Raw genomic sequence first — 22415 nt, 5'->3', positions numbered from 1 at the left:
CGCCCCCGGGCACGGCCATGGGCCCGGGAGGGGTGCCGGCGGGGTCAGTCGACGGCGGGTCCGGGGGTGGTGTTGAGCCAGGCCCAGTCGGACCAGGTGGCGAATCCGGTCTGCCACCGGTGGTGGACGCCGGTGGTGCTGGTGCCGAAGACTTCGATCCGGCCGTCGGCGTTGGCGGCGGCGCCGATCTCGTTGCCACCTCCGCCGAACGTCTCCCACGGGCTGTAGGGGGCGTCGATGCCGGTCTGCCAGATGTGCTGTGCGGTGCTGCCGTTGATGGCGAACACCTCGACGCGGCCGTCCGCGGTCGGGTGGCTGGTGAGCTGGGAGTCGGCGGGGCCGCCGGTGGCTTCCCAGCCGGACCAACTGGTGGGGTTGGTCTGGTACTTGTGGTAGACGCCGGCCGGTCCTGAGGCGAAGACTTCGAGGCGGCCGTCCTGGTTGTGGTCGACGGTGAGGTCGTGGCCGCCTTCGCCGAAGGTGTCCCAGGTGGACCAGGTGCCGTTGACGGCCGTCTGCCACTGGTGCTGGAAGGTGGTGCCGTTGAGGGCGAAGGCTTCGAGGCGTCCGTCGGGGGCCTTGCCGAGTTCGATCTCGCTGTTGGCGGGTCCTCCGCCGGTGGCTTCCCACTCGGACCAGCCGGCGGAGGGTGCCGTCTGGTACTTGTGGTAGATGCCGTTGGGCCCTGAGGCGAAGACTTCGAGGCGGCCGTCCTGGTTGGTGCCGGTGGCGATGTCGTGGCCGCCGGTGCCGAAGGTCTCCCAGTCGGACCAGGCGCCGGAGGGCTGGAGCTGGTAGCGGTGCTGGAAGGAGTCGCCGTTGATGGCGAACATCTCCAGGCGCCCGTCGGCGTTCGGTCCGATCGCCAACTCCGCGCCGCCGGGGCCGCCGAGGTTCTCCCACTCGGACCAGGCGCCGTTCACCGCCGTCTGCCAGGCGTGCGAGACACCGTTCGCCCCGGCGGCGAACACCTCAAGGCGTCCGTCCGCCGACCGCGCGGAGACCACCCGCCCCGACTCCGCCGGATACACCAACGGCGTCGGACGGGGGCCCGAGCCAGGCGTGCAGGGCACGGTGACGCCGCGTTCGGCGAGGTAGGGCTCCGGGTCGGTGCGCACGGACGCGTCCGGGTCGGCCCAGACCCGCAGGTGCAGGTGCGGGCCGTCGGCGGTGCCCTCGCTGCCCATCAGGGCGATCTGCTGACCGGCCGTCACGTGGTCGCCGGTGGCCACGTCCCGCTCGTACATGTGCCCGTACTCGGTGATGGTCCCGTCCTCGTGCAGGACGCGGATCCACTGGCCGTAGCCCTGCGCCGGGCCGGAGATCAGCACCTTGCCGTCGCCGACCGCGTGGATCGGGGTGCCGTGCGGGGCGGCGATGTCGATGCCGTTGTGCTCCTGGGTGTAGTGCTGGGAGATGAAGCCGGCGGAGGGACAGGAAGCCGCGAACCCGGCGGCCGCGGCCGGGGCGGCCGGCACGGTGACCGGCAGCAGCAGGGCGACCGCGGCCAGGGCCGCCCGCGAGGCGCTGCGGGGGAGGGAGAAGCGCACCGACGCTCCCCTCACGCCTTGCGCAGGCGGTCGATGATGCCGTCGATGTCGTGCTGCATCATGTCGGCGCGGATGACGTGGCCGCCCGGCCGCTCGTGGGCCTCGTACGGGATGCCGGCGCCGTCGAGCAGGGAGCGGAACTCCCGCTGCCCGGCGAGGACCTGGGGCTCGTTGACCTGGCTGAACCAGTCGACCGGGTCGGGGCTCGTCCCGGCCACCAGGAAGACCCGCTTGTTGCGGTAGCTCTCGATCCGTTCCACCGGGTTGTCGGCGCTCACCCGCGCCTGGTCGAACAGCGGCGCACCGTAGATCGTGCCGCCCGCCAGGTCCAGCGCGGCCGCGGAGAGGTTGGCCCAGTTCGCGACCAGGCTGCCGTCCCGGCGCAGGCTGGCCGGGCCCGAGTGGGCGCTCACCGAGGCGAAGTGGCCCCAGTACTTGGCGGCGTACTTCAGGGCGCCGAAGCCGCCCATCGAGAAGCCGGACACCGCGCGGCCCTCGGGCTCGGCGTAGGTGCGGAAGTTGGCGTCGATCCACGGGATCAGCTGGCCGATGTGGAAGTCCTCCCAGTTGCGCGGGCCCACGTTGGAGCTGACCGGGTTGGAGTACCAGCCCGCGTGGCCGCCGTCCGGCATCACCACGATGAGCGGCTTGCCGATGGTCCAGTCGCGGATGTGCTCGCGGTCGAAGGTGATGAAGTCCTGGTCGGTGCCGCCGCCGTGGAACAGGTACAGCACCGGGTAGGTGCGGCCGCTGCTGTGGTAGTCGTCCGGCAGCAGCACGTTCACGGCGGGGTTCCAGCCGATCGCGGCGGTGCGGAAGCGGTAGTACCACATCCGGGGGTCGCCCTCGCCGCGCTCCACGATGCTCAGGCCGAACCCGTCTCCGGCCGCCGCCGCGGGCGACGCCGACGCCAGCGCGCCCGTGGCGCCCAGCGCCAGCGCGGCGCCGAGCCCGCCGGCGGACTTCAGGATGCCCCTGCGGGTGGGGTGGTTCGCGGTCACGGTGGCCTCCAGGGCGTGTGACGGCGGCCCGTCCGGACCGCCGGATGTCCGACGGTCCGGACGCTAGCCACACCCCGCACCGCGCGGAATCCGGAACCATCCGGACTGACACCGGCGGACCGGACCCCGGAGACTGTTCCTTCGGGGAGCAGGTCACCGAGCGGGTCACCCGCCGAGCGCGCGGTCGTGCCCGAGCGCGCCGAGGCCCAGCCCGTCGAGGACCAGGGCGGCGCGGCGGTCGGCGTCCCAGGACTCCCGGCCCTGGGCCCGTTCCAGCCGCCTGCCGTAGGCGTCCAAGAGTTCCGCGTGGCCGGGCGCGGACTCCGGGGTGCGGGCGATCTCCGCGCCGAGCCGGTCCAGTTCCGCGAGGTCCTCGCGGGCCTGGCGCAGCGCGTCGTCCAGGACGGCGGCGACGGTCGCGCCGGCCTCGAAGGGCATCTCCTGGCGCAGGAAGCCGAGGTCCGCGGGGCGCGAGACGCTTCCCGCGTCGGGTTCGTCCACGCCGGCGAGCACCCGCAGCAGGGTGGACTTGCCGGCGCCGTTCTCCCCGATCAGGCCGATCCGGTGGCCTGGGGCGGCGGTCAGGCCGACGCCGTCGAGGACGCGTCGGCCGCCGAGGTCGCGCACGACGTCGTGGGCGATGAGGGCGTGCTGGAGCACGGGGGATCCTTCCGGTGCGAGGGGCGGTGGGGCGGCCCGCCGGGCACGGAGCCTCGGCGCGGGCCGTTTCGCACACCGGCGGCTCACACCGCGGGCGCCCCCGTCTCCTTCAGCGTGCCGTCCGCCAGCCGGAGCCAGCGGTTCACCCCGATCTCGGCGAGGAAGCGCTCGTCGTGACTGACCACCAGGAAGGCGCCCTGGTAGGAGTTCAGGGCGCTCTCCAGCTGGCCGGCGCTGACCAGGTCGAGGTTGTTGGTCGGCTCGTCGAGCAGCAGCAGGTGCGGGGCGGGCTCCGCGCACAGCACGCAGGCCAGGGTGGCGCGCAGCCGCTCGCCGCCGGAGAGCACGCCGACCGGCAGGTGGGCGCGGGCGCCGCGGAACAGGAAGCGGGCGAGCAGGTTCATCCGCTCCGTCTCGGGCCGCTCGGGGGCGAAGGCGGCGAAGTTCTCCGCCACGGTGCGGTCGAGGTCGAGCAGGTCGAGGCGCTGCGAGAGGTAGGCGATCCGTCCGTCGTTGCGCTTGATCTCCCCGCTGTCCGGGGTGAGTTCGCCGGTGAGCAGGCGCAGCAGGGTGCTCTTCCCGGCCCCGTTGGGCCCGGTCAGCGCGATCCGCTCGGGGCCGCGCACGCTCAGGTCGACGCCGCCGTCGGCGAACACCGGCCGGCCGGCGTGGCTGACCTGAAGCCCCTCGCCGAGGAAGAGGTTGCGTCCGGCGGGCACCTGGGTGTCGGGCAGGTCCAGGGAGAGGCGCTGCTCCTCGCGCAGGGCGCGTCCGGCCTCGTCGAGCCTGGCCCTGGCCTCGCTGACCCGGGCCGCGTGCACCTGGCCGGACCGGCCCGCGGACTCCTGGGCGCCGCGCTTCATGTTCCCGGCGAAGATGCGGGGCAGGCCGGCGCTCTTGAGGTTGCGGGCGGCGTTGCTCTGGCGGCGCTCGGCGCGTTCGCGGGCCTGCTGCATCTCCCGCTTCTCCCGCTTCAGCTCCTGCTCGGCGTTGCGGACGTTCTTCTCCGCGACCTCCTGCTCGGCCTGGACGGCCTCCTCGTACTCGGTGAAGTTGCCGCCGTAGAAGCGCAGTTCGCTGTTGCCGAGTTCGGCGATGTGCTGCATCCGGTCGAGCAGCGCGCGGTCGTGGCTGACCAGCAGCAGGCAGCCGTTGAAGTCCGCCAGCACGTCGTAGAGCTTGTGCCTGGCCTCCGCGTCGAGGTTGTTGGTGGGCTCGTCGAGCAGCAGCACGTCGGGGCGCCTGAGCAGTTGGGCGGCGAGGCCGAGGGAGACGATCTGGCCGCCGCTGAGCGTGTCCAGGCCGCGGTCCAGGGTGAGGTCGGTCAGGCCGAGACGGTCGAGCTGGGCGCGGGTGCGCTCCTCGATGTCCCAGTCGTCGCCGATGGTGGCGAAGTGCCGCTCGTCGACGTCCCCGGACTCCACGGCGTCGATGGCCCGGATGATCCCGGCGACGTCGAGGACCTCGGCGACGGTGAGGCCGGAGGTCAGGGGGAGGCTCTGGCGGAGGTGGCCGAGCCGTCCGGTGACGGTCACCGAGCCGGTGGCGGGCTTGAGTTCGCCGGAGATCAGCTTGAGCAGGGTGCTCTTGCCGGCACCGTTGGGGGCGACCAGCCCGGTCCGGCCGGCGGGCACGGTGAAGGACAGGTCGTGGAAGACCCGGGTGTCGTCGGGCCAGGCGAAGGAGACGTTGGAGCAGACGACGGCAGCGTCGGACATGGAGATGACCTCGAACGGAATGAGGGCAGGGAGACAGACCTCTGCCCTGGGCAGACGTGTGGAAAAGGGGTCGACGAAACGAACCACCTCGGCGGCGCTCCCGAAGCACCGGCCAGTGGCCGTCAGATCCGGATCTCACCCGGAGATGTCGTCGTCACCCGCCACGTCTGCCACTCCTCGATCACACGACTACAGGTCACTGCCACTGTAGCAGCCGTTGCCGGAGGCCGACGGGCCGGACGGACGGGGGCCCGGTGGCGCGGGCCGGCAACTGTCCCTCGCCGCAGCCCCTTTCGCCTCCGGGCCGGCGCACCGCGGCCTCGGCGGAGGCGGGACCCGTACCACCGGGAAGACCAAGATCATCGGTTGCCTAGACTGGCCCGATGCCCAGTTCCGAGATCAGCGTACGTACCCTGCGGAAGGCAGCGGCGGCGGCCGCTGTGGGTCTGCTCCTCGCCGCGGCCACGGCCTGCGGCCCCGGCTCGTCCGACGCGGTCTCGGCCTCCGCGCCGGCCTCCTCCGCCGCCGGGGCGGCGACTCCGGCCGCGCCGTCCTCGCCCCTGCTGCCGTCGACCCCGCCGAGCGCGTCCGCCGCGCCCGTGCCGGTCCAGCCGCCCGCTCCGCCGGCGCCGACCGCCGAGGCGACGGCGCCCGCTGAGCCGACGGCGCCCGCGGAGCCGGCCCCGACCCGGGCGGCCGCCGCACCGGGCAGGCCCGCCGGAGCCGGCACCGCGGGCGGTGACTCGCCCGGGCGGCACGACGGGAGCAACTACGACAACCTCTCGCCCGAGGGGAAGGAGGCGCACGACACCGAGAACTGCGCTCGGATACCCGGGAAGAAGAAGGGCAGCTGCAACGAGCCGCACCGCAAGTGCCGGGAGGCCGGTGCCACCGCGACGTCCTCGGCGGGCGTCGCCCTCACCTGCCGGACGTACGCCAGGGACGGACGGCTGCGCTGGCTCGCCGCCGGGGAGTGACCCGGAGCCCGCGGCGCAGGGCGCCGGTGCGGCATCCGCGGACGCGTCAGGCGGGTCGGACGGGTCAGACGTCGTCCGGTGCGCCCATCCGCCGCTGGTGGTCGATCAGCCAGTCGAGTTCCGGATCGCTGACCTCGCCGTCGGCGCCGGCGATCACCATCAGGGCCTTGCCGTAGTTGGAAGGCCTCCCGCCTCTGGCCGGGGTCCGCGACCCTATGTACGTTAGAACATAACTGCCGGAGGCGATAGGTCCCGGCGAGCACGGAAGGACCCCCGCATGACCGACTCCACCGCACCCGCCCGCTGCTGCATGCCGTCCGGGGGAGGAGCGGTGGCTCCGCTCCCGGCTCCGCTCCCGTCGCCGCGCCGGTCCGCCCGCACCGAGGGGACGGTGCTGCTGCCCGGCGGCGAGTTCCTGATGGGCACCGAGGACGCCGAGGGCTTCCCCGGCGACGGGGAGGGCCCGGTGCGCCCGGTCCGGCTGGCCCCGTTCCGCATCGACGTCCACGCCGTCAGCAACGACCGGTTCGCCGCCTTCGTCGCCGACACCGGGTACCGCACCGAGGCGGAGCGCATCGGCTGGTCCTACGTCTTCGCCGCCTTCCTGCCCGGCGAGCTGCGCCGCGGTGCTCCGCGCCCCGGGCGCACCCCCTGGTGGTGCGGGGTGGAGGGCGCCGCGTGGGACCGGCCCGAGGGCCCGGGCAGCGGCGTCCGGGACAGGGGCGACCACCCGGTGGTCCACGTGTCCTGGAACGACGCGGCCGCCTACGCGTCCTGGGCCGGCAAGCGGCTGCCCACCGAGGCGGAGTGGGAGTACGCGGCGCGCGGCGGCCTGTCGCAGGCCCGCTACCCGTGGGGCGACGAGCTGGACCCGGAGGGGGAGTACCGCTGCAACATCTGGCGCGGCACCTTCCCCACCAGGAACACCGCGGCCGACGGCCACCGCGGCACCGCCCCCGTCGACTCCTTCGAACCCAACGGCTTCGGGCTGTACAACGTGTCCGGCAACGTCTGGGAGTGGTGCGCCGACTGGTGGACCACCGACCACCCGGTGGGCCGTCCGACGGTCGGCCCGGCCGGGCCCGCCGCCGGCACCGACAAGGTCATCAGGGGCGGCTCCCACATGTGCCACAAGTCCTACTGCAACCGCTACCGGGTGGCCGCCCGTACCGCCAACAGCCCGGACAGCTCCAGCGGGCACGCGGGCTTCCGCTGTGCCGCCGACGCGTGACGAGTTCGGGGTGGGAGTCTTGACATCCGCCTACCGGCGGGTAAATCTGTCGGTCATAAGTTCCTCAGAACATAGGTGCGGCCCATGCAGCTCGACTATGTGATCCTCGGGGGGCTGGCCCTGCGCCGCCTGTCCGGCTACGACCTGCGCCGCTGGATGGACGGACCGGGCCGGTTCATCGGGTACGGCGTCCAGCTCCCGCACATCTACCGCCGGCTGGCCAAGCTCCTGGAGCGCGGCTGGGTCGACTTCGAGGTCGACCCGCGCGAGGGCCGGCCGGACGCCAAGGTCTACCGGCTGACGGAGGAGGGGCGCACCGCGCTCCTGGAGTGGGCGAGGTCTCCCTTCGAGCCCTCGTCGCGCCCCAAGGACCCCGACTTCACCCTGCGCTTCTTCTTCGCCGGGCAGCTCGACCCCGAGATCGCCCTGGACCTCGTCACCACGGAGCTGGAGTACCGGCTCAAGCAGCACGCGGACTCCTCGGCCATGCCGATGCCCGATCGCTACGACCCGCAGATCCCCGAGCTCGACGCCGCCTGGGCCCGCGAGGTGCACACGATGGCCCATGAGCACGGCTACGCCTTCGGCGCCTCCTACATCGCCTGGCTCCAGCTCACCAAGGCCCGGCTGGAGGCGCGGCTCGGCCGCTGAGCCGCGCCCGCCGCGCCCGCCGCACCCCCCCACGGCACGAGCGCGACTGATCCCGTCCGCCGTGCGCCCTTCCCCCTGCCTGACACTCTGTCAACCCCACCGCACCCGACCGAATGTCACAGTCCGATCCTCGTCATGTCCTGACGACTGTGACGCTGTTCATGCCACCGAAAGCCGTCGGCCGACCGTCTTGTGAGGTGTCCACGCAGTCAGCACGCACCACCATCGGGGAGCCACCCATGTCCGTCCGCCACCGTCGCCCGCTGCTCGCCTCCGTCGCCCTCGTCGTCGGGGCGGGGCTCGCGCTGACCGCCTGCGGGCCCGACAGCACCGACTCGGCCGGCGGCTCGACGGCCTCCGCGGCCGCCACGGTGGCCGCCACGCCCTCGGCGGCGGGCGGCCCGGCCTCCGGTGCCCCCACCGCGGGCGCGCCGGCCACGGCAGGCGCGCCGGCCACCGGAGCGGCATCGCACAAGCCGTCCGGCGCCAGCCCGTCGGGCACCCGCTCCGACGGCGGGAGTGCCGGTTCCGCCGCCGGCCCGTGCGACGGCCAGAACCTCGCGATACAGGTGACGGTCCGTACCGGAGCACCCGGCCAGCGGGTCATCGAGGTGCACAACACCGGCAAGAGCGCGTGCAGCCTGAGCTCCACCCCGGCGGTCGACCTGGGCGCCGCCGCCTCGCCCGACCGGAGCAAGAACCTCAAGCCGGTGCTCGCCAGCGGCACCCTGCGGTACTCCGTCCCGGCCGGGCAGAAGGCCTACGCGGTGATCGACCTCGACCCGAGCGGTGCCACCACCGGTACCACCCCCGGCATCACCGAACTCAACGTGCTGGCCGACCCGGACGGCACCATGCCCCTCGCGGACACCCGGAACTTCCCGCTGGGCGGCGACGCGCGGGTGCTGAACCCCAAGATGGGCCTCTACCGGTCCAGCGTGGCCGACGCCGTCGCCTCCATGACCGCCGCCCCCAACTAGAAAGGTCCTGCCGTGACTCCGCGGTCGCCGCCGGCGAACGCGCCGTCACAACGGTGGCACTGGTGCCACCACGGAGTCGGGTGCCAGGCCCATGGCAGGCCCGCGTCGAGGTGTCCTAGTGTCGGATCATGAAGATTCCACCCGTGCCGAGGCGCTCGGCGCTTCGGATGTGGCGGGACACCGGTTTCCTGGCCGCCGGTGTCCTGCCGCACCTGGCCCTGGTGCCCGTGTGGTCCTGGGGCGCGACGGTCGTCGCCAGGACGGGGGACTGGGCTCTGGTGCTCACCGTGTCGGTCGCCCTGATCCCGCTCTGCGTACCGGTGCTGACGGCCGTTCAACGGTACCGCCACCGGGCACTCCTCGGCGTGGACATCCCCCGGCCGGCGCCCACGCCGGAACGGTGGTCGTGGGCGGCGGTCGCCCGACGGCTCTCCTCGACGCGTATCTGGCGCCGGCTCGGATACCACCTTCTCCTGGGCCCGTTGGTGGCCGCGTCGGAGCTGTCGGTGCTCGCGATGGCGGCCGCCGGCCTGGCGGGCGCCGTCAGCTGCGGCTGGGTGTGGGTGCTGCCGGCGGGGGTCCGCCAGGACTGGTTCGGTTACGCGACGCAGGTGCCGTGGTACACGGTGGCCGGCATCGCCCTCCTGTGCGCCGCGCCCTGGACGGCGGGGGCGGTGGCCCGGACGGAGTCGCGACTCGCGTCGGCGCTGCTCGGGCCCAGCCGGGCCCAGCGGCTCCAGGAGCGGGTCGAGTACCTGGCCGGGAGCCGCACCGACCTGATCGAGGCGGTCGACGCCGAGCGCCGCCGGATCGAGCGTGACCTGCACGACGGCACCCAGCAGCGGCTGGTCTCCCTCGCGGTCAACCTGGGCCTGGCCATGGCCACGCGCCCCGACCTGTCGAGTGAGGCCCGCGAGGTGATCGCGGAGGCACACCTCGAGGCGAAGGAGGCGATCGCCGAACTCAACGATCTGGTACGCGGGTTGCACCCGGCCGTCCTCGAGGACCGAGGGCTGGACGCGGCGTTGTCCGGGTTGGCCGCCCGGGTGCCGTTGCCGGTGCGCCTGCGGGTCGATCTTGAGGAGCGGGTGGTGCCCGCGGTGGAGTCGGTCGCGTACTTCGTGATCTCCGAGGCGCTGGCCAACGTGACCAAGCACGCTCGCGCCACACGTGCCGAGGTGACCGTCAGGCGGGTCGGGAAGGTGTTGCGGGTGAATGTCACCGACGACGGACTGGGCGGTGTCGACGCCTCCGCCGGTACGGGGCTGAGCGGGCTGGCCAAGCGGGTCGGCTCCGTCGACGGGACCTTCCGCGTCAGCAGCCCCGTCGGGGGACCGACGACCATCGCGGCGGAGTTGCCGTGCGAGCGGTGATCGCCGAGGACTCGGTGCTGTTGCGGATCGGTCTGGTCAAGGTGCTGGAGATGGGTGGTTTCCAGGTCGCCGCGGAAGTCGGTGACGGGGAAGCGCTGCTGGCGGCGGTGGAGGAGCACCGGCCCGGGCTCGCCCTGGTCGACGTCCGGATGCCGCCCGGCTTCACCGACGAGGGGGTGCGCGCCGCGATGGTGATCCGTCGGCGGTGGCCGCGGACGGCGGTGGTGCTGCTCTCGCAGTACGTGGAGGAGCGGTACGCGGCCGACCTGCTGGCGGCCAACACCAGCGGCGTGGGCTACCTGCTCAAGCAGCGCGTCGCCGATGTGGAGGAGTTCGTGGCGGCGGTGCGGCGGGTCGCGGCCGGGGGCACGGCGCTGGATCCGCAGGTCGTCGCCCAGCTGCTGCTGCGACGGGGCAGCGACCCGCTGGACCGGCTGACCCCTCGTGAACGGGACGTCCTGGGCCTCATGGCCGAGGGGCGCTCCAACGCCGGCATCGCCGAGGCGCTGACGGTCAGCGAGAGCGCGGTGGCCAAGCACATCAACAACATCTTCGCCAAGCTCGACCTGCCGGTGATCGACACGGACCACCGCCGGGTGCTCGCCGTTCTGCGCTTCCTCGGAGCGTCCCCGGTCTGACCGGTCTCCGGCGTCGGCCGCGCCGAGCCCGGTCAGGCCTCCCGGCGTCCGCCGAGCCCGGGTCAGGCCTCCGGCGGGGCGGCGGCCGTCAGCGGGGCGAAGGTCTGCCGGAGGTCGACGACGGTGGTCGGGCCCTTCACCCAGGCGAGCGGGGCGTGGTGCACCCGGACCCCGGCCGGTGCCTGGAGCAGCGCCTCGCCGGCCTCGTTCCGCGGCCACTCCACCGATCCGGTGGCCGTCCTGGCCGGGATCAGCCAGTAGTCGCCCCGGGTGTACGCGCCGCCCGGCCGGAAGTACACCTGGACGCCGTCCTCCAGGTCGAGCCAGACGCCTTCGCGGAGTCGCAGGGCGCCGCCGACCGGCGGCAGGGCGTCCCGGCCGCGGGGCGCCCGGTGGTCCCAGCGGCGCAGGAAGGGGTGCCGCCCGGCCTGCCGCCCGACCTCCGGCACCGGTTCGGCGGACAGCCGCACCCGGCGGCCCGGCAGGTCGGTCTCCTCCACCTGGAGCAGGTCCGCCGACTCGTCCCGGCTGACGTACGCGCTGTCCGCGACCTCGACCCAGTCGCCGACCGAGAGGCCGAGCCGGTCGTCGTCGCCCAGGGTGGTGAGGTCGACCCAGACGCCCTCGACCGAGGCGATCGGGAGGACGACCGAGCCGTTCTCCCGGGACCACTTGAAGGTGGCGCCGCCGGCCGAGCCGTCGCGCCCGGCCCCGCCGCCGCCGGCCGGGCCGCCGTGGTGGACCTCCACCCGGTACAGCTGGTTCTCCGGGCCCCGGTAGGAGGCCTCCGGGTGGGTGAGGCACGGGTCCTCGCTCGCCCGCTCCGGCCGCCGGGCGCGCGCGGCCAGCCGGGAGGCGGGCCGCTCGTGCGGCTCGGCCCACGCGTCGAAGGCCTCCCGGACCCGCGACGCCCCGCCGTCCGGCACGCTCAACTCCGAGGCGGGCAGGGTGAGTACCTGCCAGACGACCTTGGCCCTGGCCGCCGTGTCGGGCAGCGCCGCACCGAGCGCGACCTCACGGAGCTCCGGGTCCTCGACGGCGGTGACGCCGCGCTCCCAGACCTTCAGGTAGACCAGGAACGGGAACGCGCCGGGCAGCCGGTCGCCGGGGCGGTCCTGGTCCCGGTAGGCGTCCGGCTGGTCCCAGTACGTCCAGCCGGCCGGCTCCTGCCCGGCGTCGCCGTCGCCGGCCCGGTCGCCGTCGTCGGCCCGGTCATCGTCGTCGGGCGCGGCGAGGCCGGGCTCGGGCCGGTAGGCCTCGCACAGGATGCCGTCCACGTAGTACCGGCCGGCGCCGATGGTGAGGTCGTCCACGTCGTGGTTGCCCGGCACGTAGCCGATCGCGAATCCGGCCGCCGCGGCCGGCCCGCCGCGGCGGCCGATCAGGTCGGCGGCGAGCGTGCGCAGCTGGTAACGCTCGATCGCGGCCTGCTCGTTGGCGTCGGCGTCGAGCTGGACCCGGCCCTGCTGGGTCAGCACCGCGGAGTAGTGCTTGCCGGGCCGGAACGTCAGGCGCGAGAAGTCTGCGTGCACGGGTTCCCTCTCACAGTCGTCTGGTCAGGAGGAGTCAGGAGGAGTCACGAGAAGTCAGGAGGGGACAGGACAGGTCGGGAGCGGCTCAGGAGACGAAGAAGACCCCCGCGTCGGTGCCGGCCGGCGTGTACTCGGCCAGCCGCGCCCGCAGGTTGTCCTCGCGCTGGGGCTGGAACAGGTCGTGGAAGGCACCCGGCTCGGAGCGGTCCTCGGCGCCGCGGGTGATCTCCGGCGCGCACCCGGCGGCCAGCCGGCCGTAGTCGGGCGTGCCGTACCGGAGGCTGCTGAACAGCGGGCGGACCCGCGCCGCCTCCGTGTCGCGCAGCCGGGCGGCCCGCGCCGGGTGCAGCTCGCCGCGCTCGACCAGGTCGGTCACCGCCGAGCGCACCAGGTCGGGCTGGCACTCGTACCGGCGCGGGGTGCGCGAGCCCGGGGGGACGTAGCAGAACCGCAGGCAGCCGAGCGAGCGGCGGGCGACCCGCAGCCGGCCGGTGAAGAGGCAGTCCTCGGCGATCGGCACCGCGTGCGCGTGCACCTCGCCGACCACCGTGGAGCGGTGGGCGTGCAGCAGCGCGTACGCGTGTTCGCAGTCGGGCCCGGAGAGCGCCGGCCGCTCGGGCCCGGTGGCGTCCAGGACGCTGTCGGTGAGGTGGATCTCCAGCGGTTCGTCCGCCACCTCGTCCCCGACGACCTGGATCGAGCCCAGGATGCCGCGCTCGATCCGGACGCAGGCCGTGGTGTGGTCCAGCACGAGGCTGGGCTCCTGCGGCGCGTGCGGTTCGCAGTGCGGCTCCAGCGACCAGCCGGGCACCAGGGTGCAGTGCCGCAGGGTGACGGAGGCGACCGGCCCGGTGACGTTGACCCCGCGCCCGGTGACCAGCAGGCCGTCCAGGACCAGCCGCCCGCCCGGGCGGACGCCCCGCACGTTGAGCGCGTCCGGCCGGTTGCTGTACCAGTCGAGCAGCCGGATCACCGGCCGGGTGCCCTCGGCGGCGCGCAGTTCGAGGCGGTCGTCGGCCTCCAGGTCGAAGTCCAGCTGCTCCTGGTAGGCGCCGCTGTGGGTGATCTCGATGACGGCCGCGCCGCCCGCGCTGCCGTCCTGCTGCTCGGCGCGCCACTGCCGGTAGGCGTCGTTGATCCGCTCGTACGGCTCGCCGGGGCCGACCCGGTAGAGCGACCGGCGCCGGGCCTGCGGGCGGTCGCGCGGGTACTCCCCGCCGCCGGTGTCGTCGCCGAACGCGTAGTGGTAGTCGACCCAGACGCCGCGGCGCGGGGCGGATCGGGCACCGAAGGCGATCCGGCCGAGCAGCGGGTCGACGGCGACCTGGCCGCGCTTGGGCCGGTACGTCCAGTCGGTCAGGTCGGCCACCGTGATCTCGGCGGGCGGGACCGGCTCCTGGGCGCCGTCGCGCCAGATCGCGAAGCTCTTGCCGGGCCCGTAGTAGTCGGCCGGGCGCTCGGCCAGCTGCCGGCGCCGGATCGGGGCCGGCACGTTGTCGATCGCCGCGAGGTGGGTGGCCGACGGCTCCGGCTCGGGCCGGGTGAACAGCGGGGCGTCGTTCCCGAGGACCGAGAACGTGAAGAGGTTCCTGGCCCGGTCGACGCAGTAGGCCGGCGCCCGGGTGACCGGGTACGGCTTCAGCCGCCACACGTACAGGGCGACACCGGCCGGGGTACGCCCGCCCTGGCGGCGGCCGGAGGCGGCCCGGCGGACGTCCACGGTGTGCGCCTGGGCGTCGAAGGGCCCGCCGAGCAGGTCCAGCGCGGCGCCGCTCCGGACGTCGGCCAGCCGGCCGCGGCCCAGCCGCTGACGGTCGGCCGGCTCCTCGTCCGGGCGCAGCAGCCGCACCGGCTGGGTGGCGCCGAGCAGCCGGGAGAGTTCCACGGCCCGGGCCGGCCAGTCGGCGACCGAGGCGGACAGCTCCTCCAGCAGGGCGAGGGTGCCCTTGCGCCGGCGGTTGGCGACGGTGTTCGCGACGTCGTGCCGCGGCGCCAGCCGGGCGGCGAGCCGGTCGCGGGCCGCCGCCCGCTCCGGGGAGGCTCCGCCGTGCAGCCCGGTGGCGAGCACCTCCTCGTAGCCGGGCAGGATCCGGTAGCCGACCAGGTCGCCGAGGTAGGCGACGGCCCAGTCGGCGGCGGTCTCCACGAACCAGTCCCGGTAGCCCTGGTCGATGCCGTCGCGGACCACGTCGACCTGCTCGGCGACGACGGCCAGCAGGGCGCGCAGCGGCTCGCCCCCGTCGGCGTCCCGCAGCCGGTGCCACCGCGGCAGCAGCTCCAGCAGTCCGTCCGGGTCCCGGCCGCTCGGGTCAGTCATGCGCGGACCTCCTTGAGGATCAACGTGTCGGGCAGATCCGGTGACAGCACGGCGAGTTGGGCCGGGCGGATGCCGCGGAACACCGTCAGCACCCGGCCGGCCGGCAGCGGCCGGGTGTCGGTGACCGCCGTGTTGAGGCGCAGCAGCTCGGCGACCGGGATGCCGTTGCGGGCGGCGATGTCGGTGAGGGACTCCCCGGCGGGGTCGCGCACCCGGTACCGCTGCTCCTCGTAGCGGGCGAGCCGGGCCTGGACCGTCGGCTGCGGCTGTGCGAGCAGGTCGGACAGGTGCTCCAGGCCCTCCGGGGTGAGGCTGCCGGGCACGCCGGTGAAGGCGTCGACGTCCGCCCGGTCCACGCCGGGGACGGCCTGGGCGACGGCGAGCACCTCGGACAGGTGGGCGCTCTGGCCGAGTTGGCGTCCGGCGTAGCCGAGGCGCTCCAGCAGGGCGCGGCGCAGCGCCGGTTCGACCAGGTCCCAGGAGTGGTCCGGGTCGACCTTCACGTTCACCGCGACGACCAGCAGGACGAGTTCGCGCAGGGCGACCAGGACCGGCAGCTTCGGGTCGCCGTAGGCGGTGAGCGCGGCGTGCAGGGTGCGGATCAGGTCGGAGTCGGCGGTGAGCGGGATGTCGTCCACCCCGGCCACGGTGACGTGGACGAGCTCCCGCCTGCCGTCCGAGAGCCGGCCGGCACTGGCGCGCCCGATGCCGGCCCGGGAGCGGGCGAAGTCCTCGTAGTCGGGCACCGAGACCAGCCGGTCCAGGGCGGTGACGGCGAGCGGGATGGTGCGCCTGGCCAGGCCCGGACCGTCCGGGCCGGCGCCGCCGGTGGCGGGCAGCGGGTTGACGACGGCGGAGACGCCGAGCGGCCGGGTGGTGAGCTGGGTGATCCGGCCGGCGCCGACGTTGCCCGCCTCGCCGATGCCGATCCGGTAGCGGGCGCGGACGTTCTCCCGGCCGGTGGGCAGGCGCGAACCGTGCACGCCGTCGCCGAAGGTGACGGTGGTACGGCCGTCGGTCGCGGTACCGGTGACGTAGACGCGTTCGTCCGCGCCGCGCCCGGCGAGGCTGTCGACCTCGGTCCAGCGCACCCCGTCGACCCGGATCTCCAGGGTGCTGCGCGCGCCCCTGGGGGTGTCGGCCGCCAGCCAGGTGAGCGGCGACTGCCACAGCGCGAAGCGCTGGCCGGGGACGCCGGCGTCGCCGCTGCCGACGGCCTCGTCGCGGGTGGCGCCCTGGGTGGCGCGGACGACGTTGCCGAGGACCTGGACGGTGTCGCGCCGGTAGCGGTGGGCGAGGGGGGCGCTGAGCGTGATCGTGGTGCGGACGGTGTCCCCGGGCAGCCGCGGGTCGACGCTCTGCCCGACGCCGGCGATCATGGCCAGTTCGGTGGCCCGGACGCCGGTGGTGTCCGGGATGTCGGTCCGCTCGCCGCCGACCGTGATCCACCGGCCAGGGGTCAGCCCGTCGTAGAGCCGGGCGAGTTCGATCCGGTCGCCGTGGACGTCCTCGGTGACGGGCTCGTCGGCGAGCCGCAGCGACTCGCCGCGGGCGTAGACGGTGGCGTCCCTGATGTCCGAGAGCTGGGTGTCCCTGTCGTCCAGCCACGGCTGTTGCAGGGACAGTTCGGTCACCTTGCCGGTGATGCCGAAGTCGGCGCGGGAGATCACCCGCACGTCGGTCACCCGGGTGACGACCTCGGCGAGGTCGCGGCTGCCCGGGATGCCGCCGTCGATCCCCTTGCGGGGGCGCTGGACGACCACCCAGCTGCCGGGCGCGATCTGGTCGTACACGGCGTCGAGGGTGAGGACGGTGCCGGAGACCGGCTGCAGCTTGGTGGTGAACACCACCTCGACCGCCGGGTCCGACTGGTCGGTGGCGGTGTAGCGGTGCACCCGGACGTTCAGCTCGCCGGACTCGCCGGTCCTCTCCTGGCCCGGGTCGAGCCGGTAGTCGAGCGCGGGGCCCGGGCCGCCGTCGACCGTCACGTGGACGCGGCCGTCGGCCTGCGGGCGGGACACCAGGACCGTGCGTTCGGGCAGCTCGGCGAGGAACCGGGCGCTGACGCCGGGCTCCTGGCCGGGAGCGGGCACGGCGGCGGCGTGCGGGTCCGGCGGCGGTGGCGCCAGCGGCACCGGCGGCTCGGTGGTGACCACCTTGACCTGGCCGGGCCCGAGCGGGAAGGTGTGGTCCCACGGCAGCGAGAAGCCGCTGTGCACCAGGCTGCCGGCCTCGACGTACGTGAAGTCGGCGGTCCTCGGGACGGTGCCGGCGGCGTCGAAGGTGACCCGGACGCCGATCAGCGTGCTGCCGGCGAGCGGCCAGTCCACGTAGCGGTCGATCCGGCCGTCCGTGCCGTAGACCGGCTTGAGCGGCGCGGTGGCGCCGAACGGGGTGGCGACCACCCGCATCGCCTGGATCTCGTGCACGGCCAGCGGCGCCGTCAGGTCGATCCGCCGCCAGGCGGGGTAGAGGCCGTCGCGCAGCCGGGGGTCGAGTGCGGACAGCAGCTGCGCGCCGAGGTCCGAGCCCGCCGCGAAGAGCCGCTGCGGGTCGCGGGCGAGGTCCCGGGCGCTGAGCGGGGGCCGGGTGGGGGCGGTGCGCAGCGCCGCCAGCAGCGAGCCGAGCCCGCGGACGGCCGGGTCGGCGGCTCCGGAGCCGGGCGGTCCCGGCTCGTCGGGGGCCTGCGGCGGCTCCAGCTGGTGGGCGCGGCCGCGCAGGCCGGCCAGCTCCTCGCCGAGGCGGCCGAACCAGTCGGCCACCGGCTGCCGGGCCCCGGCCAGCTCGGCGGCCTCGGCCGCCCGGGCGATCACCGGGACGAGCCGGTCGGCGAACCCGGCCGGGCTGCCCAGCGGACCGGACGGCCGGTCCAGGTCGGCGCGCAGCGGGGCCAGCACCTGGTCGTCGAAGTCCCGGATGATCCGGCTGCGCCCGGGCCTGGGGTTCGGGGCGCCCTCGGAGACCGTGATCCAGTCCGTCAGCTCGGCGCGCAGGTCCCTGAGGGTGCGCAGGTCCCGGGGCAGCCCGATCACCGTGACGTCGTTCTCGCGGTCGAGCCGCACCTCGGGCACCAGCCGCAGCACCCGGTGGACCGGGTCGGCGGCCTTGTCGGCGCTGAAGACGAACAGCAGCCGGTCGCCGGGCCTGAGGTTGTTGGCGGTGCCCGCGGCGAACAGCTCGGCCCGGCCGCCGGGGTTCAACTGACCGGGCGTCAGCTGGTACGGGCGGCGGCGCAGCACGGCCAGTTCGTTCCAGGCCGAGCGGGCGGCGAGGTCCTCGGCGGTCTCGAAGGACTGCGGGTCCTCGCCGGGGCCGGGGACGCTCTGGCTGCGGGCGCCGCGCGCGATGGTCACGGTCGGGTCCTCGGCGGCCCGCGGGTCGTGGTCGAGCGTGTAGGCGAGGTAGGTGTCGGCGGCCACGCCGGGCCGGGGCCGGTGCCCGACCAGCCGGCCGAGCAGGACGAGCGAGCTCTCCTCGGTGGCGGTGCGCAGGTAGCCCTCGTTGGCGATCCGCTCGGAGTAGAAGGTGAGCACGTCGGCGAGCACGGCCCAGGAGTCCAGCAGCGCGATCGCCGGGTCGTCCGGGGTGCGGACCGTCAGGTCGCGCAGCGCCGGGTAGGCGGGGCCGGACAGCCGGGCGAGCAGGCTCGCGAGGAACTCCCCGTAGTGGCCGACGCGGTAGCCGACGCTGTCCAGCCCGGGCGGGTTGAACAGCGGGGCCGGGGTCGCGGTGGCGGTGCCCGCGCAGCCGCAGGTGCACTGGCCGTTCATCGGCCACCTCCGATCACGATCGACAGCCGGCCGTTCTCCGGCCGGTCGGGGTCGTTGTCACAGCAGGCGATCTCCAGCGCGCCGAGCCGCAGCAGCCCGTCGGCGGGTTCGCCGTCGTCCCGCCCGAACTGCCGTCGCAGCCGGGTCACTTGGGCGCTGACCACACCCGGCACGGCGGCGGCCGCGGCCACCAGCCGGGAGACCCGCACCGGGTCGCCGAAGCCCAGCGCGTCCGGGTGGAAGAAGCCGGGGCGGCCGTCGGGGAGGGCGCGGCTGCCCAGCACCCGCCGCAACTCGGCGAGGACATGGCCGCGTTGGTGGCCGGCGGCGGCGCAGATCAGCAGTCCGAGGTCGAGCGGCACCAGCAGGGCGGGACGGACGACCAGGTCGTGGCCGATCCGGCGGTACGCCTCCAGGCCGTGTCCGACCGCCTCCAGCAGGGCGGTGTCCGCGGTGGCCTGCCCGTACGGTTCGACGGCGACGTGGACCTCCTGGCCGCTGCCGGTCCAGCGGAGTTCGGCGGCGGCCCGCCGGACGCCCGGCAGGGTGGCGGCCAGCTCCGCGTAGTCGGCGGCCGTGACGGCGCGCAGCCGGGTGCGGCTCAGGGCGAGCGGGGCCAGCTGCCGGACCCGGTCGAGCGGTTCGGGCTCGACGCCGCCGGTCGCGGGCAGCGGGTTGCGGACCCGGAGCACCGCGTCCCGCGGCCGGGTCCGCGGGTGGGGAGGCCGGTCCCGGCAGACCACCAGGTGGTTGACGGCCTCCGCGCCCACGTTCCCGGCCGTGCCGTTGCCGACGCGGTAGGCGACCCGCAGCTCCGTGCCGGGCCGGGGCGGCAGGCCGTGGCGGCCGTCGCCGAAGCGCAGCGCGAGCCCGCCGTCGTCCTCGGGCTCGCCCACGAAGTGCCGGTCCCGCGGGCCGTCGGCGAGCAGGTCCCGGCGGGGCGTCCACTCCTGGCCCTCGGCGGTGGCGAGGACCGCGGGCAGGGCGGAACGCGGGTCCTGGACGGTGATCCCGCTCGCCGGGCCGGCCAGCGCGGGGGAGTCGGGGTCGAGCCCGGCGGCGTACCGGGCGCCCCAGCTCTGGGCGACCTCCCAGACGGTGGGCTGCCGGAGCACCCCGCCGGAGCGGGCCCGCGCGGTGAGCACCTCCAGGCGGCGCAGCTTGGCGGCGAGCAGGCGGGTGCGGCGGGCCAGCAGCTCGCGCAGCGCGGCGGCGGGCCGCTCGGCGAGGCGCAGCTCGTGCACCACCTGGGCGCCGAACAGCAGGGTCAGTTCGGCGAGTTCGGCGCGGGAGAGGTCGTGGCCGCGGCTCGCCCGGTGCCACAGTTCCTCCAGCCGCTGCCGGACCAGTCCGGGAACGCCGGCGAGCAGGGCGGCCTGCCGGGCGCAGACGTGCGCCCGGTCCGGGTAGGCGGCCGCCTGGGTGACCGGCGCGTGGCGCAGCAGCGGGCGGAAGGGCTGCGGCAGGACGGGGTAGCGGGTCTGGTCGAGCAGCGTCTCCAGCGCCTCCGCCTGGGCGTCGGCGGTGGGCGGCTCGACCACCGCGCCCGGGCCGTCCCCGCCCTCCGCGCCCGCGTTCTCCGCGTCCTCCCGGTTGGCGCCGGGCGCGAGCCGGATGCTCAGCCCGGCCCGCCGGACGGCCGCCTCGCCGACCAGCGCGTCCAGCTCGCGGACCTGCCCGGGGCCGAGCCGGCGGCCGGTCCTCGCCTGGTCGAGCAGCGCGTGGATCGCCTCCGCCGCGGGGCTGCCCTCGGCGCGGTCCGCGCAGCCGCAGCCGTCCGGCCCGCAGGGCGCCACGCGGACCGGCTCCGGTGGCACCGCGAAGGTCTCCGGGGCCGCGCCGCAGAACGTCAGGGAGCGGCCGTGGTCGACCAGGGCGACGTTGCCGCGGGCGACGCTCACGTCGGCGATCGGGCCGCAGTCGCTCCCGCCGTGCGCGGACAGGCAGACCGGGAAGGAGAGCGCGTCCTCCGCCGCCCAGGCGACCTCGACCACGGGCTGCTCGTACAGCTCGTCGACCAGGGGGGTGACCGAGGTGAGCCGGACGGCCTGGCGGTGCGCCGGGTCGGCGTCGGCGGCGGCGCCGGTGCGCGGGCCGAGCACCTCCTCGATGACCAGCAGGTCGCCGGGGCGCAGCGCCAGGTGCCGGCCGCGGTCGCGGTCCTGCGGCCGGTCGGCCCGGTGCCAGTCGTCGCGCAGGGTGGCGCCGGTCGCGCCCCGGGGCAGGACGCAGTCCTGGTCGCCCCAGGACCAGAACCGGATGGTGTTGTGCGCGGGGCGCAGCACCAGGTCCGCCCCGCCGAGCGGCTCGAACACCTCGACGGCGGCGGTGGTGGTGAGCGCGTCCAGCTCCTCGTCCGGGATCACCGTGGAAAGGTCCGGGCGTTCCTGCGGGCCGAGCCGGCTGACGTCGACGGCGGCGAAGCGGAAGGTGCCGTGCCGCAGGGTGAGCGGGCGGTCGGCCGTCAGCGCGACGAACGTGCGGGCGTTGCAGCCGTCGTGCACGGGGTAGTCGACCAGCCGGGCGTGCCGGCGCACCGACACCCGGCGGCGGGCGGTGTCGAGGTACGCCTCGGTGGCCACCGCGTCCTGCTGGTAGGAGAGCTGGTCGGCCGTGTAGGCGAGCAGCTCGACCAGGGTGACGCCGAGGTCGGGCAGGTGCCGCTCGGTCCAGCCCGGGGTGGTGAGGCTCATCCGGTCCAGCACCAGCCGGCGCAGGCTCTCGTAGTCGCGGGCGGTGTAGTCGATCACCGGGGCCGGCCGGACGGCGGGCGGGCAGCTCTCCTCGGCGCGGCAGTCGTAGGGGGAGGGGCAGTCGGCGCCGAAGGAGAAGCCGGTGCTCGCGTACCTCGGGTCGAAGCCCGGGTACGGGCGGCTGCCCGGCCGGCCGTAGGCGTCCGCCTCGACGACGGTCAGCCGGTAGCGGGAGGTGTCGCCGGCCCGGTCGAGGGTGACGTGCATCCGGTCGTCCAGCTCCGGGTCGTCGGCGCGCTCGATGTCGACCGCGAGGGCGCGCAGGCCGGTGATCCGCCGGCCGCCGTCGACGCGGATGTTCTCCGGGCCCAGCTCGTCCGGCGCCCGGCCGAGGAAGGTCACGCTCAGGGTGCGCCCGTCGTCGTCCGGCTCGGCGCCGTCCAGGCCCAGCAGGCGGGCCGCGCGGACGTCGGCGCGGCGGAGTTCCGTCCCGCACCGGGCCGTCGCCTCGTCGGACTGCCCCGTTACTTCGGATCGGCCGGTCACGTCGGACTGCCCGGTCACGTCGGACTGCCCGGTCACTTCGGATCGGCCGGTCATGCCGCCACCCCGCCCTCGAACACGTCCTGCCGCTGCGCACCGGTCCGGCGCACGACGTACGCCAGCTCGACCCGCACCACGTTGTCCTCGCTCTCCACGTCGAGCGAGACGACCTCGATCACGTCGCCGAGCCACCGTTGCAGCGCCGCCTGCACGGACAGTTGCAGGGTGGCCGCCAGCTCCGGGCTGTTCGGGGCGAAGACCAGGTCGAGCAGTCCGCAGCCGAAGTCCGGGTGCATGACCCGCTCGCCGGGGCTGGTGAACAGCAACTGCTCGATCAGGTCCCGTACGTGGTCGTCGTACGCCGCCTCGGCGGTGCGCCCGCGGCTGTCGATCCGGAACGGGAACGCGAGGTCCGTCCTGGCCGGGGGTGCGGTGCTCATGTCCCCACCGCCCGCTGTTGGACGACGGTCACGACCGGCGGCCCCTGCGGGATCTGCTCGGCGCTCTGGCACAGTCCGACGGCGGACCGCGGCAGCGCGGGGGAGCCGTTCACCCGGATCCGGGCGGACGGCACCACCCAGCGGATCGTGACGCAGGGCTGCGGCTTGCCGGCCACCGTGAACGGGCAGCCGGTCACGGTGTACGGGTCGGCGGTGCCGGTGACGGCCTGGCCGGCGACCAGCACCCGGGCCTGGGCGGGCCGGGCCGTCGCCTGGGCGCCGTGCGGGCAGGTCACCGTCGCATTGACGTGCAGCAGATTTCCGGGCACGAGAATCCCCCC

15 protein-coding genes and 1 pseudogene are annotated in these 22415 nt (G+C 75.0%); 6 read left to right on the top strand and 10 right to left on the bottom strand.

The window, feature by feature from the left end; all coding sequences use genetic code 11:
• Positions 1-44: 44 nt before the first annotated feature.
• The 4 genes and pseudogenes from ACZ7C5_RS30035 to abc-f form a co-directional block, all read right to left on the bottom strand.
• Positions 45-1550, bottom strand: coding sequence for a DUF8189 domain-containing protein (locus ACZ7C5_RS30035; protein ID WP_401088276.1), 1506 nt, complete (start codon positions 1548-1550; stop codon positions 45-47).
• 11 nt (positions 1551-1561) lie between these two features.
• Positions 1562-2551, bottom strand: a complete 990-nt coding sequence (locus tag ACZ7C5_RS30030) for an alpha/beta hydrolase (RefSeq protein WP_401088274.1) — start codon at positions 2549-2551, stop codon at positions 1562-1564.
• Positions 2552-2722: 171 nt separating this feature from the next.
• Positions 2723-3211: pseudogene (locus ACZ7C5_RS30025) on the bottom strand (ATP-binding cassette domain-containing protein); the annotation flags it as partial.
• 83 nt (positions 3212-3294) lie between these two features.
• Positions 3295-4929 (bottom strand): ribosomal protection-like ABC-F family protein, encoded by a 1635-nt coding sequence (abc-f, locus tag ACZ7C5_RS30020; RefSeq protein WP_470323839.1) that lies wholly within the window; start codon positions 4927-4929, stop codon positions 3295-3297.
• Between the two features lie 383 nt (positions 4930-5312).
• Between abc-f and ACZ7C5_RS30015 the strand changes: the two genes are divergently transcribed.
• The 6 genes from ACZ7C5_RS30015 (at position 5313) to ACZ7C5_RS29990 (ending at position 10779) form a co-directional block, all read left to right on the top strand.
• Positions 5313-5906, top strand: coding sequence for a hypothetical protein (locus ACZ7C5_RS30015; protein WP_470323838.1), 594 nt, complete (start codon positions 5313-5315; stop codon positions 5904-5906).
• Between the two features lie 277 nt (positions 5907-6183).
• Positions 6184-7137 carry a formylglycine-generating enzyme family protein gene (locus ACZ7C5_RS30010; protein WP_470323837.1) on the top strand — a complete coding sequence of 318 codons (954 nt, stop codon included), beginning with the start codon at positions 6184-6186 and terminating at the stop codon, positions 7135-7137.
• Positions 7138-7221: 84 nt separating this feature from the next.
• Entirely contained in the window at positions 7222-7788 is a 567-nt protein-coding gene (locus ACZ7C5_RS30005; protein ID WP_470323836.1) for a PadR family transcriptional regulator, read from the top strand.
• Between the two features lie 239 nt (positions 7789-8027).
• A complete protein-coding gene (locus tag ACZ7C5_RS30000; protein ID WP_401088264.1) occupies positions 8028-8768 on the top strand; it encodes a hypothetical protein in 741 nt (246 codons plus the stop codon).
• A 128-nt stretch (positions 8769-8896) separates the two neighbouring features.
• Positions 8897-10141, top strand: a complete 1245-nt coding sequence (locus ACZ7C5_RS29995; protein ID WP_470323835.1) for a sensor histidine kinase — start codon at positions 8897-8899, stop codon at positions 10139-10141.
• The gene (locus ACZ7C5_RS29990) at positions 10129-10779 is read left to right on the top strand and encodes a response regulator (RefSeq protein ID WP_470323834.1); all 651 of its coding nucleotides are present in this window, start codon (positions 10129-10131) and stop codon (positions 10777-10779) included. Before ACZ7C5_RS29995 ends, ACZ7C5_RS29990 begins: the two co-directional genes overlap by 13 nt.
• Before the next feature lie 62 nt (positions 10780-10841).
• Here the strand turns inward: ACZ7C5_RS29990 and ACZ7C5_RS29985 are convergent, their stop codons facing one another.
• The 6 genes from ACZ7C5_RS29985 to ACZ7C5_RS29960 all read right to left on the bottom strand — a co-directional run bounded on the left by ACZ7C5_RS29985 (position 10842) and on the right by ACZ7C5_RS29960 (position 22403).
• On the bottom strand, positions 10842-12311 hold the full coding sequence (locus tag ACZ7C5_RS29985; protein ID WP_470323833.1) for a DUF6519 domain-containing protein: 1470 nt from the start codon (positions 12309-12311) through the stop codon (positions 10842-10844).
• An 85-nt stretch (positions 12312-12396) separates the two neighbouring features.
• Entirely contained in the window at positions 12397-14628 is a 2232-nt protein-coding gene (locus ACZ7C5_RS29980) for a hypothetical protein (RefSeq protein ID WP_470323832.1), read from the bottom strand.
• Complete coding sequence (locus tag ACZ7C5_RS29975; RefSeq protein WP_470323831.1) at positions 14625-18398, bottom strand: putative baseplate assembly protein; 3774 nt, start codon at positions 18396-18398, stop codon at positions 14625-14627. Before ACZ7C5_RS29975 ends, ACZ7C5_RS29980 begins: the two co-directional genes overlap by 4 nt.
• Positions 18395-21691 carry a putative baseplate assembly protein gene (locus ACZ7C5_RS29970; protein WP_470323830.1) on the bottom strand — a complete coding sequence of 1099 codons (3297 nt, stop codon included), beginning with the start codon at positions 21689-21691 and terminating at the stop codon, positions 18395-18397. Before ACZ7C5_RS29970 ends, ACZ7C5_RS29975 begins: the two co-directional genes overlap by 4 nt.
• On the bottom strand, positions 21688-22074 hold the full coding sequence (locus tag ACZ7C5_RS29965; protein WP_401088250.1) for a GPW/gp25 family protein: 387 nt from the start codon (positions 22072-22074) through the stop codon (positions 21688-21690). Before ACZ7C5_RS29965 ends, ACZ7C5_RS29970 begins: the two co-directional genes overlap by 4 nt.
• On the bottom strand, positions 22071-22403 hold the full coding sequence (locus tag ACZ7C5_RS29960) for a hypothetical protein (protein WP_401088248.1): 333 nt from the start codon (positions 22401-22403) through the stop codon (positions 22071-22073). Before ACZ7C5_RS29960 ends, ACZ7C5_RS29965 begins: the two co-directional genes overlap by 4 nt.
• Between the last annotated feature and the right edge of the window lie 12 nt (positions 22404-22415).

This window comes from Kitasatospora sp. NPDC036993 (assembly GCF_055607525.1).
This window is presented reverse-complemented; position numbering and strand designations above follow the sequence as displayed.

What these genes read in the sequence shown, in the direction of transcription:
- abc-f (WP_470323839.1), bottom strand. Translation starts at nt 4,929, where the DNA reads ATGTCCGACGCTGCCGTCGTCTGCTCCAACGTCTCCTTCGCCTGGCCC.
- ACZ7C5_RS30015 (WP_470323838.1), top strand. Translation starts at nt 5,313, where the DNA reads ATGCCCAGTTCCGAGATCAGCGTACGTACCCTGCGGAAGGCAGCGGCG.
- ACZ7C5_RS30010 (WP_470323837.1), top strand. Translation starts at nt 6,184, where the DNA reads ATGACCGACTCCACCGCACCCGCCCGCTGCTGCATGCCGTCCGGGGGA.
- ACZ7C5_RS30005 (WP_470323836.1), top strand. Translation starts at nt 7,222, where the DNA reads ATGCAGCTCGACTATGTGATCCTCGGGGGGCTGGCCCTGCGCCGCCTG.
- ACZ7C5_RS30000 (WP_401088264.1), top strand. Translation starts at nt 8,028, where the DNA reads ATGTCCGTCCGCCACCGTCGCCCGCTGCTCGCCTCCGTCGCCCTCGTC.
- ACZ7C5_RS29995 (WP_470323835.1), top strand. Translation starts at nt 8,897, where the DNA reads ATGAAGATTCCACCCGTGCCGAGGCGCTCGGCGCTTCGGATGTGGCGG.
- ACZ7C5_RS29980 (WP_470323832.1), bottom strand. Translation starts at nt 14,628, where the DNA reads ATGACTGACCCGAGCGGCCGGGACCCGGACGGACTGCTGGAGCTGCTG.
- ACZ7C5_RS29975 (WP_470323831.1), bottom strand. Translation starts at nt 18,398, where the DNA reads ATGAACGGCCAGTGCACCTGCGGCTGCGCGGGCACCGCCACCGCGACC.
- ACZ7C5_RS29970 (WP_470323830.1), bottom strand. Translation starts at nt 21,691, where the DNA reads ATGACCGGCCGATCCGAAGTGACCGGGCAGTCCGACGTGACCGGGCAG.
- ACZ7C5_RS29965 (WP_401088250.1), bottom strand. Translation starts at nt 22,074, where the DNA reads ATGAGCACCGCACCCCCGGCCAGGACGGACCTCGCGTTCCCGTTCCGG.